The following is a 10,971-nucleotide window of genomic DNA, read 5'->3' as shown; positions in this document are numbered from 1 at the left end:
TGAGGTTCGCGATGTCGGTGGGGTTCGGGATACCGGAGAGGGTCGGGATCCCGGAGGGGGTCGGGATCCCGGAGGGGGTCGGGATCCCGGAGGGGGTCGGGATCCCGGAGGGGGTCGGGATCCCCGTGGGGGTCGGGATCACAGGGGGCGCGTGATGCCGAACAGCCGTGCCCCGTTCTCGTAGCAAACGGCCCGTAGCCAGTCGTCGCCCAGGCCGAGCCGCTCCAGGACGTGCAGTTGGTGGACGTACGGGTGCGGGATGTTCGGGAAGTCGGTGCCGAGCAGGACCCGGTCGCCCAGGTCGGCGAGCCGGGGCAGCGCCTCGCCGGGAAACCGCGAGAAGCGGCCGCTGAAGTCCGTGAACGCCATCGTCGTGTCCAGCCGCACCTCCTCGTAGCGCTCCGCGAGGCCGAGGAAGTCCTCGTACTCGGGCATCCCGAGATGCGCGACGATCATCCGGAGCCGGGGATGCCGGGCGAGTACGTTCGCGACCGGCCCGGGCCCGGTGTGCTTGCCCGGCGCGGGCCCGGACCCACAGTGCGTCACGACCGGGATCCCGGCCTCGGCGAGCAGTCCCCAGACGGGGTCCAGAAGCGGGTCACCCGGGTCGTACGCCCCCACCTGCACGTGTGCCTTGAACACCCGCGCCCCCGCCTCGACGGCCTCACGCACATACGTCTCGACGCCCGGCTCGGGGAACAGCGTCGCGGTGTGCAGACAGTCCGGGGTCCGCCGGGCGAAGTCGGCGGCCCAGCCGTTGAGCCACTGGGCCATGCCCGCCCGGTGCGGGTACAGCAGGGCCGTGAAGGCCCGCACCCCGAACTCCCTTATCGCCGCGAGCCGTTCGTCCTCGTCCCCGCGGTAGGTGATCGGCCACTCGACGCCGCCGGTCAGCGGCCCGAGCCCGTCGAAGTAGGCCCACACCTTGCGCAGAACACGCTCGGGCATGAAGTGGGTGTGGATGTCGACGAGCCCGGGGAGCCCGAGCCGCGTCCAGAACTGCCGTACGTCGTCAGCGTCGTGTCGTACGTCGTCGGCGCCAGGCCGGCCATCCGTCTCGTTCACACCCGCTCCTGCTTCTGCTCCCGCTCCCGCCCCCGCACGAACCCGTGGCTGTGCTCGACCTTGGCGATGTGGATGCTGTAGCGCTCGTACCAGTGCTCGCGGCCGTACGTCTTCGCCGCCCGGTGCTCCAGATGGTTCCGCCACTCGTCGATGGCGGCCTCGTCCCGGAAGTAGGCGACGGTGATCGCCAGCCCGCCGGGCGTCCGTGCGGAGTCCTCCCCGAGGAACCCGGGAACCTCCTTGACCAGCTCTCCCATACGCTCGGCGGTCTCGCCGTACCCGTGGTCACCTTCCGTCCGCAAGGACGTGAACACGACGGCGTAGTACGGGGGTTCGTGGGCGGCGACAGGTGCAACGAGTTGATCGCTCATGTCAGCCACTCTCGGGTCCTACGCTCCCCGACGTCCAGCCCCTTTCCGAACGGGCCCCAAAAGGGATCGAAGTCTTGACCATCCCGCCCCTCAAAAGAGCCCGTCCTGGACGACGGTGTCGTTCGGGTTCGTCAACTCCCTTATGGGGAGGGTTATTTCGGGGGCGGTGGGTGCGCCGGGGGCGGTGGGTGCGCCAGGACCGGCGGGCAGGGACGGTACCGCAGGCACGGCAAGCACAGCGGACGCGGCACGCACCGCAGGAACCGAGGTCACCGAAGTCAGATCCCACCCGCCCATCAGCCGCGTGTCGAGGATGACGACCCCGCGCTCGGTGGCCAGATGCAGATCGGGCCCGGCAGCGGCGACCAGCTCCCCTCTCACCACACCCCCCGCGACCAGCTCACTGACGACACCCCAGGCCGGCGGCAACCCGCCGAGCCCGAAGGCACCGGCGTGATCGACCGCCTCGAACGGCATCCGCTCCAAGGACTCGGGCCACCCGTCGAGCCCCACCGCCCGCGCGTGCAGCTCACGGATCTCGGCCGCCCGGACATCGGCGCCCGGCAACACACTGCGGACGGCCCGCTTGGCGTCGTAGGGGATCCGGTCCGGCACCCCGAGGACCCTGCGCAGCAGTTCCTCGCTCCGCCGGGCGGCCATCAACGGCCCCCGTCCGAGCCAGCTGAAGACCACGGCTCCCTGCTCCAGGAGCCGAGCCGACCCACGCTCGACGGCGGTGATCCCGACCTTGACCATCCCCGGCCCGAACCAGGCCAGATAGGCGGAGTAGGGCCGATGATCGTCCGCGATGGTGTCCGCCGCGACGGAGTGGGCCCGCTCCAGCCGCCCGCACTCCTCGCACCGGGCTCCGACACCGCGCCCCGGCACCGCCGCCCCGACGGGACACGCATTCCCCCGCGCCCCCACGCACCTCCGCACACCCCCGTCCACCACGCCGAACGCAACCTGCTTCCCCCAGGTCAACGCACTGCTCCGCCCCCCGTCCCAACCGAGCACGGGGACACCCCCGGCCCACCGCAGCCCCGTACATCTCCACGCCTGTGCCATCACCAAAAGCGTAGAGGCCACCACTGACAACGCAGGCGACCTGGCGGAGCCGGGCTACCTTGCGACCGTTGGGTTCACCGTTGTGATCCAGCGTTGTGTTCCACCCTTGTGATCCAGCGTTGTGATCCGCCATGGGAAGGGCGCGAGATGGAGAACGGGCTGCGATGGATAGCGGACGTGTACGACGTCGGCTACACCTTCACGCTCTGCGAGGGAATTACGCCGCAGGAGTTGCTGGTTCGGATGGGCGCGGAACCCTCGCACATCCACGAACTGACCGACCATGCGGTCTCCGAGCTGCAGTTCTGGCCGGAGGACGGCCACCTGAGCGATCTGGAGTTCCTCGACCGGGAGGACGAGGACCTCCTGGCACGACTGGAAGAGGCCGGGTTTCTCTCACAGCCACAGGTGATCGTCCGGGCCGGAGCCGTCCCCGGCTGGGCCTACGCCATCGAGTCCTTCTCGAGCCGCGCCACGAACTACCTGGGGCCGTTGTCACACGGCACACGGGCCTTCACCGTGTTCCGCAGCGGCGCGGGCATGCAGCAAGTCGGCTACGCCCGTGCGGGCGAGGTGGTGGCCTACTACGAACCGCGGGCGTCGAGCCAGGCCCCCACCGCGACGGAGGCCTCGGTACCCGGTTTCACCTACACAGCCGACGAGCTACCCGATATCGCCTTCCTCCGCTTCCTGGAACGCGAACTCGGCGTCTACATCCCCTGGGAAGAAACCCTGACCCCCCTACCGACCGCCGCTTTCACACACAACCACCCCTGAACACAGGGCGCCGGCCGAGCAGTTGCACCCCGGGCTTACGGCCTGTCGTACGGAGCCTGGCGACGCCACACGCGTCGCCACTCCCACGGCAGAAACACACACCCCACAAGAACAATCCCCCAGCCCGACCAACTGACCCGAGGCAGGTCAACAAAGCTCGACACCACGGTGCCCACCCACCCAAAGGACATCAGGACGAGCGCCATCATGTGCCCAGTCCGCCCAAAGAACGGAGAACTTCGGCTTCTATCCACGTGTGGCGTTCCTGTCGTACGCGTCCTGGTGGCCTCGGACCTCGGGGTGGTGCTCGGAGCTCCAGGCGGCCAAGTGCTGGATGGCGGCGAGCAGCGAGGAGCCGAGGCCGGTGAGGGAGTACTCGACGCGCGGTGGTACCTCCGCGTAGGCGGTGCGGTCGACAAGGCTGTCGCGCTGAAGGCGCTTGAGGGTGAGGGTGAGCATGCGGCGGGAGATGGCGGGGATCGTGGTGTCGAGGTCCGAGTAGCGGGCGTCGCCGCCGGCCAGGGCGCCGATGACCAGGATGCTCCACTTGTCGCCCACCAAATCGAGGATCTCGCGGATGAAGTCCGCGTCCTGCTCGTCCCAGCGCTCACACGGACCCGCGAGGCGCAGTACGTTCGCCCGCGCCCCACCGGCGGAGAGCGCCCGGCCCTCATCGCTGTTCACGGATGACGCCCTTCCGATGTTCCTAAGGAACACAGAAATACCTTTTGTAAGGTTAATTCCGTTCCTGCACAGTGGCCTACGCATCAGGCGTCAACGCACTGGTCGAAGCGGTGTTCTGCGCACACGGCGGCAACCACCGGGCCCTTCGGGCGTATTCCCGCCTCATCGCTCCGGCACTGTTCCCATCTGCCGCGCGGGCGCCGTACCCACGCCGTACCCACACAGTGAAGGGACACCCCCGTCGTGACCGCGCTCCGTAAAATCGGCACGTCCGACCTCACCGTCTTTCCCCTCGCCCTCGGTGGCAACGTCTTCGGCTGGACCGCCGACGAGAAGCAGTCCTTCGCCGTCCTCGACGCCTACACCGCGGCCGGCGGCAACCACCTCGACACCGCCGACGTCTACGCGGCCTGGATCGACGGCCTCAAGGGCGGTGAGTCCGAGACCGTCCTCGGCAAATGGCTGGCCGCACGCGGCAACCGCGACAAGGTCGTCGTCTCCACCAAGGTCGGCATGCACCCGGACTACCCGGGCCTGTCCGCGTCCAACATCAATGCCGCGGCCGAGCAGTCGCTGCGCCGCCTCGGCATTGACCACATCGACCTCTACTACTCCCACTGCGATGACCCGTCCGTGCCCGTGGAGGAGATCGTCACAGCTCTGGACGACCTGGTGAAGGCCGGCAAGGTACGCGCCGTGGCCGCCTCCAACCTCTCCGCCGAACGGCTCCAGGCCTCCCTCGACTTCGCCGAGCGCGAGAACCTCGCCCGGTACGTGGCGATCCAGCCGGAGTACAACCTGGTCTCCCGCAACACCTACGAGGGCGCCCTCCAGGACACGGCCGAGAAGGCCGGCGTCTCCGCACTGCCCTACTTCGGGCTCGCCGCCGGCTTCCTGACCGGCAAATACCGTCCCGGCGTCACCGTCGACAGCGCACGCGCCGATCTGGCGGCCGGACACGCGTCGACGGCACGGGGCGTCGCGGTACTCGAAGCCCTGGACACCATCGCCGACGCCCACGGCGCCGAACCCGCAACCGTCGCCCTCGCGTGGCTCCTCACCCGGCCCACCGTCGTCGCCCCGATCGCCAGCGCCCGCACCCTGGAACAGCTCCCGGCACTCCTCGCCGTCCAGGATCTCACCCTCACCGACGAGGACACCCGCCTCCTCACCAAGGCCTCGGCCTGACACCCCCCCTCCGCGACCCCGAAGGCCCAGCCCACCGACGCGAGCCCGCCACACGCACCGACGCGCCCCCCCCCCATCGGGGCCGACGCGCTGGAGCGCACCCGATGAACCCGACGCCGCTGCCACTGTCAATGCTGGAGCTGTACGGCACGAAAAAGCCCCGCTCCGTTGATCGGAGCGGGGCTTTCACCTGTGTGCACTCGGCAGGATTCGAACCTGCAACCTTCTGATCCGTAGTCAGATGCTCTATCCGTTAAGCTACGAGTGCTTGTTTTGTTTTTGTCCCGTTTGCTGGGCTTTCGGGCCCGCTCGTGGCGACAGGAAGAACATTACATGACTGCCGCCGCCATGTGAAATCCGTTTGGTGCACCCCTTGTGAGCTGCGCGGACATGCTCTGGCCTGGGGTAACGCCGAAGCCCCGGACCAGATGGGCCGGGGCTTCGGATCTTGGTGCGGAGGCGGAGGGATTTGAACCCTCGATGGGATTGAAGTCCCAAACCGCATTAGCAGTGCGGCGCCATAGACCGGACTAGGCGACGCCTCCCGCACAACCGCTCGCGCGAGCGCGAGTGGTGCGTGCAGATGATGACACAGCCGAGTGGGCTGTCACCAATCGCCTCCCACGGTACTAGGCGGGCGGGCCGCTGAGCAAAGCCGAATGTGGCCGGAGCAGGCGAAGCGGCAGACAGGACGGACGACAAGGGGCCGGGGGCGCGGACAGCACGGAGTGGGGGGAGGGACGAGAACCGGCCCGGCGCGGGAGTGACCGGAACTCCGCGCAACTGTGCGGCGTGCGTGGCGTTAGTCAGCTCATGTTGCGTCGTCTCGTCCTCACTGTTGCCGCATCCTCCGCCGCGCTCTCCGCCGTACCCGCCGGGTCGGCCACCGCGCAGCCCGCCGGCTCCGTCACCTCCGCCGAGTCCCTCAAGCCCCTCGGGCCGGTCATGACGTACGCCGAACCGATTCTTCTCGGCCCCTCCCCGAGCCCGGCCCCGGCAGTTGCCCCGAAGCCGGCCCTGATGCCCCCGCCCGCCCGCGACGAGGACTCCCGCGACCGGCTGACGGTGACCGTCCACGACGCGGGGAGCGGTGCGGACGGGACGTATGAGCTGCGGTGTCACCCCGACGGTGGCAGTCACCCCGATGTGAGCGGAGCGTGTAGTGCGCTCGACCGGGGGGCTCGCTGGGGCCAGGATCCGTTCGCCCCGGTGTCGCCCGGGACCATGTGCACGATGCAGTACGGCGGTCCGGCCACCGCGCATGTCACCGGGACCTGGGCGGGTCGGCCCGTCGACGCCAGGTTCGATCGCGGGGACGGATGCCAGATCTCGCGCTGGAACTCGCTCACACCTCTCCTTCCCGACCTTCGGTCATAGCCGGGGCAGAGGCAGAACATGGGGAGGGCAGGGTGAGCGCACGGCGGACTCCTCGTGGCGTCACGGTTCCACAGGAGGACAAAGGGGGCGAAATGTGCGATCACGGCCTCCGTGTCGCTTCTGCGTGGTTTCTGCGTCAGTTCTGCGTGCGACCTCCCTCTCATCCGGCGTCGCGAGCGCAACCTCTGCCCGTAGACTCCCTCGCGTGACACGCTGCGGGACGGTTGGCAAGATGGCACCCGCGGACGGCAAGGTGCGGTAACAGGGAGGAAGCGTCTCGTGAGCAGCAGGCCATCCCGAGGCGCTGCTCGCCTCGCAGCCATACTGGACGCGCTGCCTGACGCCTTGGTGCTGGTCAACGCCAATGGGACCGTCGTCAACGCGAACACCATCGCCCTGGAGGCCTTCGAGGCCCCGGGCACGGCTCTGGTGGGGCGCGGACTGCTCGATCTGCTGCCCGCGTTCGACTCCCGGCTCATCCCCGGCAGCATGCGGCGGCCCGAGTCCATCGACCCGAGCGGGCGGACCAAGCCGACCCGGATGATCGCGCGGCGTACCGACGGCAGTGAGTTCCCTGTCGAAGTCACCAGTGCGAATCTTGAGAACGGCCAGCAGGCCTACGACAGCTACGGCCCCGCCAACGACGAGCTGCTCATGCTGGTCGTACGGGATCTGTCGGGTGCCGTCGACACCGAGGCCGAACTCGCGCGTTCGCAACGGCAGACCGAGATGATCCTGCGGGCCGCGGCCGAGGGTGTCGTGGGCACGGACACGGACGGGCGGGTCGTCCTCGTCAACCCGGCGGCCGCTCAGATACTCGGATACCGCGCCAGTGATCTCGGCGGCCAGGCGCTGCACGCCCTCATCCTGCACTCACGCGCCGACGGCGAGCCCTTCGCGTACGAGGAGTCGCCGCTCGCCGACACCCTGCGCTCCGGGCGGAAGCACCGGGTGCGCGGGCAGGTGCTGTGGTCCAAGTCCGGGGACAAGGTGTCGGTCGACCTCACGACCGCGCCCGTGCGCGACGGGGACCAGCTCGTCGGCGCCGTGATGACGTTCACCGACCGGCGGCCCTACGACAACCTCGCCGAGGAGAAGGACAAGGCCGAGGAGCGCCACGAGCAGGAGCTCGCGCGAGCCGCCGAGGAGCATGACAAGGAACTCGCCGAGCTGCGCGAGCGGCATGCCGCAGAGCTGGCCGAACTGCGCGAGCAGCACGAGGAGGACCTCGCCGCGGGTGACGAGCGGTACGCCTCGCTCGGGGAGCGCGAGAAGGACCGGTACGAGGCCCTCGCCGCCCGGCACGAGCAGCTGCTCGCCGTACTCTCGCTGTCCCTGCGCGGCCCCCTGGACCAGCTCCGCGGTGAACTGTCCAAGCTCGCCGCGGACGACGCCGGGCAGCTGTGGCCCGAGGCCAACCAGGTGCTCCACCACCTCGCGGCCGGCTACTCGCGGATCACGACGCTGGTCGACAACGTGCTCGGCTATCAGCGGCTCGACTCCGGGGCCGAGGAGATCTCCCGTACGAACGTCATGCTCGACGCGGTGGTCGCGGCCGGTGTCGAAGGCGCCGTCGAACTGATCGGTCCCGGACGCGTGCAGTTCGCCGTACACGCGCCGCCCATCGAGGCCGAGGTCGACCCGCAGCGGCTGGCGAACGCCCTCGCGCATCTCATCGCGGACGTCGCCGGAGTCGACGCCACCGGCAACGCACCCGTGTCCGCGGGCGGTTACATGGACAACACCGTCGTCGTGGCGGCGGCGCAGCGTGGCGAGGTCGTACGTATCGAGGTGCGTGGTCCGTACGCCGGGGGAGACCCGGTGCACGAGCCGATCGTGCGCGGGACGGTGCGTGCGCACGGTGGTGTGCTGCAGACGCACGAGGTGCCGGGGATGAGCGGCAGTTCGTTCGTGCTGGAGGTGCCGATCGGCGGCGGGGCCGGAGCGGTTCCGGCTGCCCTCGAGACCAATTCCGGGGTCGGCTCCGAGATCGCCCTTCCCGAGCAGGCCTCCCAGCAGAGCGGTGGCAGGCGGCGGGCGCGGCGGTCCTCCGTGGACGCCTTCCTGGAGAGCGAGATGGCGGGGGAGTCCGACGCGGACTCCGGCACCGACTCTTCGACCGGCGGCGGCTCGACCGCTCCCACCGGGCGTCGGCGGCGACGTATGGCGGAGGAGCAGGCGGCCGGGTCGGCCGGCGCGGTGTCCGTTCCCGCGCAGGGGGTGGCCGTCGAGAGCTCCGGCGATGGCGGGGCTTCCGGTGGTACCGGGCGGCGGCGTGGACGACCGAGTCCGGTCGAGAACGCGGCCGGCGATGTGGCTGGGGGTCCTGCGGGGAGTGCCTCCGAAGGCGCGGTCGTCATGGCGGGCGAGCACGGGGCGGGGACCGCGGCGGCGGGTACGGGACTGGGCGGGACGGTGCCTCCGCAGGGCGTGCCCGTGTCCGCGCAGGGCGTGGCCGTGCCTTCCGGACGGCGCGCACGACAGGGCCGCGAACAGGCCGCGCTGCCGCCGGCGTTGCCCGCGGCTCCGAGTACGGCCGGTGCACAGAATGCGGCCGACGGTGGTGAGGCTGCGGATGGGGCGCCCGGACGGCGTCGGCGTGCGCTGGCCGCCTCGGCCGAACGTGCCGCCACGCAGGAGGCGGGCGCCCGCACGGTGTTCGCGCTGCCGCCCGCGGACGCGGACCGTTCACCGGAGTACGTCGAGGCTCAGCAGCAGGCCCAGCGGCAGCACCTCCAGCAGGCCGACGCTCTCGGCGCTCGCGGCGCTCTCGGCGCTTCTCAGGGCGGGGCCGACGACGGCCGCCACGACGCGATGCTGCACGACCCGGCCGGCGATCACACTCCGCCCCAGCCGCACCCCGTCTCCAGCCCTACGGGACGGCGCCGTGCGGCAGCACGGACCGCGGAGCATCAGGGTGCCGCGGGGACGCCTGCACAGGGGGTTCCTGCACAGGGAGTTCCGGGTACGGTGCCCGCTGGGCAGCCTGTTCCCGCGCAGTCCTCCGGCACGCCGGGACCATGGCCCGGGAACGCCGAATCTCCCGCAGGCGGCGCACCCACGCCCCAGCCCTGGCCGAACGCGAGCACCCACGACACACCGGGCGCCGGCTCCCCGGCACAGCCCCGGACACCGGCTCAGGCCGCGCCCCCCACAGCCTCCGTACCCAATGCCCCCGCCCAGCCGCGCGTCGCTCAGCCACTGCCCGCTGAGGCCCCGGCCCCGATCGACCCCAACTCGACGCAGGGCCGCGCGATCAGTGTCCGGGCACTCGGCCAGGGCGTGCCGTTCGGCCGCCAGCCCGCCCCGAACCAGCCGCAGGCCCCGCAAGCACAGGCGCCGCAGGCACAGGCACAGCCGCAATCGCAGTCCCCGACGCCTCCCCCGCAGCAGACCAACGGCAACGGCGGTCGTCGTCGCAAGCTCGGCACACCCCCCGAGCCTGCCGCCGAGCGCCCGGAGACGGCAGCGCGTCCGCATCCACAGGGCGGGCAGGCCCCCGGATCGCGGCCGGCCGGAGCCACCGAGGGTGCCGGACGGTCGTACGCCATAGGAGCCCCGGACGAGAACGCCGCCGAGGGCCCCGAGCCGCTCGACGGTCCCGGTGGTGCCGTCGAAGTCGCCGACCAGCCACGTCTGCAGCCCCTGGACGACGAGTTGCCGCCGGAACCGCTGGACAACCCGCGGCGCCTGCTCGTGTGGCCCGCACCCGACGTGACGACCCAGCAGGCGCTGAGCGACCGCGGCTACCGGCCCGTGATCGTGCACTCGCGCGAGGAGGTCAACGCGCAGATCGCCGCCTTCCCGGCCGCACTCTTCGTCGACCCGCTGACCGGGCCGATCACGCGCACGGCACTCCAGTCGCTGCGCCAGGCCGCTGTCGCCGCCGAGGTGCCCGTCCTGGTGACAGCGGGACTCGGGCAGGCGACGCGCGAGGCGGCGTACGGCGCCGATCCCGCCGTACTCCTGAAGGCCCTGGCTCCCCGGGACTCCGAGCAGCACCCGCCGCGGGTGCTGCTCATCGAGGAGCACGCGGAGATCTCACTCGCGCTGACCTCGACGCTGGAGCGACGCGGGATGCAGGTCGCGCGGGCGTCGACCGACGCGGACGCGGTGACACTGGCCTCGCAGATGCGGCCGAACCTGGTGGTGATGGACCTGATGCAGGTACGTCGGCGCCAAGCCGGGATCGTCGACTGGCTGCGCGCGAACGGGCAGTTGAACCGCACACCGCTCGTCGTCTACACCGCCGCCGTCGACCAGGCCGAACTTCCGCGGCTGGCCTCGGGGGAGTCGGTCCTGTTCCTGGCGGAGCGGTCGACGAGTGCGGAGGTTCAGGAGCGGATCGTGGACCTGTTGGCACGGATCGGCACGAACTGACCGATCCGACCGATCCGATTGGTCCGATTGGTCCGCGGGGGAGGAATCACCGACCCGCGCG

The 10,971-nt window shown here is 70.6% G+C and carries 8 protein-coding genes and 2 tRNA genes; 4 read left to right on the top strand and 6 right to left on the bottom strand.

The genetic code is table 11. From position 1 onward, the window contains the following. Positions 1-138 precede the first annotated feature (138 nt). The 3 genes from ACFVKT_RS13285 to ACFVKT_RS13275 all read right to left on the bottom strand — a co-directional run bounded on the left by ACFVKT_RS13285 (position 139) and on the right by ACFVKT_RS13275 (position 2,504). Positions 139-1,065 (bottom strand): amidohydrolase family protein, encoded by a 927-nt coding sequence (locus tag ACFVKT_RS13285; RefSeq protein ID WP_385730746.1) that lies wholly within the window; start codon positions 1,063-1,065, stop codon positions 139-141. Then, positions 1,062-1,436, bottom strand: coding sequence for an antibiotic biosynthesis monooxygenase family protein (locus ACFVKT_RS13280; protein WP_385730744.1), 375 nt, complete (start codon positions 1,434-1,436; stop codon positions 1,062-1,064). The genes ACFVKT_RS13285 and ACFVKT_RS13280 overlap by 4 nt, the downstream gene beginning before the upstream one ends. A gap of 90 nt (positions 1,437-1,526) precedes the next feature. Further along, positions 1,527-2,504: a DUF2797 domain-containing protein gene (locus tag ACFVKT_RS13275; protein WP_385730742.1), complete on the bottom strand. Its 978-nt coding sequence runs from the start codon at positions 2,502-2,504 to the stop codon at positions 1,527-1,529. A 147-nt stretch (positions 2,505-2,651) separates the two neighbouring features. Here ACFVKT_RS13275 and ACFVKT_RS13270 point away from each other — a divergent pair, with 147 nt between their 5' ends. Next, the gene (locus tag ACFVKT_RS13270) at positions 2,652-3,281 is read left to right on the top strand and encodes a DUF6461 domain-containing protein (protein WP_385730740.1); all 630 of its coding nucleotides are present in this window, start codon (positions 2,652-2,654) and stop codon (positions 3,279-3,281) included. A 246-nt stretch (positions 3,282-3,527) separates the two neighbouring features. Here ACFVKT_RS13270 and ACFVKT_RS13265 read toward each other — a convergent pair whose 3' ends face one another. Beyond that, complete coding sequence (locus tag ACFVKT_RS13265) at positions 3,528-3,965, bottom strand: winged helix-turn-helix transcriptional regulator (protein WP_385730738.1); 438 nt, start codon at positions 3,963-3,965, stop codon at positions 3,528-3,530. Positions 3,966-4,208: 243 nt separating this feature from the next. On the opposite strand from ACFVKT_RS13265, the gene ACFVKT_RS13260 reads away from it, so the two are divergent. Next, complete coding sequence (locus ACFVKT_RS13260) at positions 4,209-5,153, top strand: aldo/keto reductase (protein ID WP_385730736.1); 945 nt, start codon at positions 4,209-4,211, stop codon at positions 5,151-5,153. A gap of 195 nt (positions 5,154-5,348) precedes the next feature. On the opposite strand, the gene ACFVKT_RS13255 is transcribed toward ACFVKT_RS13260, so the two are convergent. Together ACFVKT_RS13255 and ACFVKT_RS13250 are read right to left on the bottom strand one after the other, a co-directional pair. Next, positions 5,349-5,421, bottom strand: a tRNA-Arg gene (locus ACFVKT_RS13255). A gap of 186 nt (positions 5,422-5,607) precedes the next feature. Next, positions 5,608-5,698, bottom strand: a tRNA-Ser gene (locus ACFVKT_RS13250). Between the two features lie 268 nt (positions 5,699-5,966). On the opposite strand from ACFVKT_RS13250, the gene ACFVKT_RS13245 reads away from it, so the two are divergent. Then, entirely contained in the window at positions 5,967-6,530 is a 564-nt protein-coding gene (locus ACFVKT_RS13245; RefSeq protein ID WP_385730733.1) for an SSI family serine proteinase inhibitor, read from the top strand. 279 nt (positions 6,531-6,809) lie between these two features. Continuing rightward, on the top strand, positions 6,810-10,910 hold the full coding sequence (locus ACFVKT_RS13240) for a PAS domain-containing protein (protein ID WP_385730731.1): 4,101 nt from the start codon (positions 6,810-6,812) through the stop codon (positions 10,908-10,910). Positions 10,911-10,971 lie beyond the last annotated feature (61 nt).

The organism is Streptomyces sp. NPDC127595, from assembly GCF_042671685.1.
In the GTDB taxonomy this organism is placed as follows: Bacteria; Actinomycetota; Actinomycetes; order Streptomycetales; family Streptomycetaceae; genus Streptomyces.
This window is presented reverse-complemented; position numbering and strand designations above follow the sequence as displayed.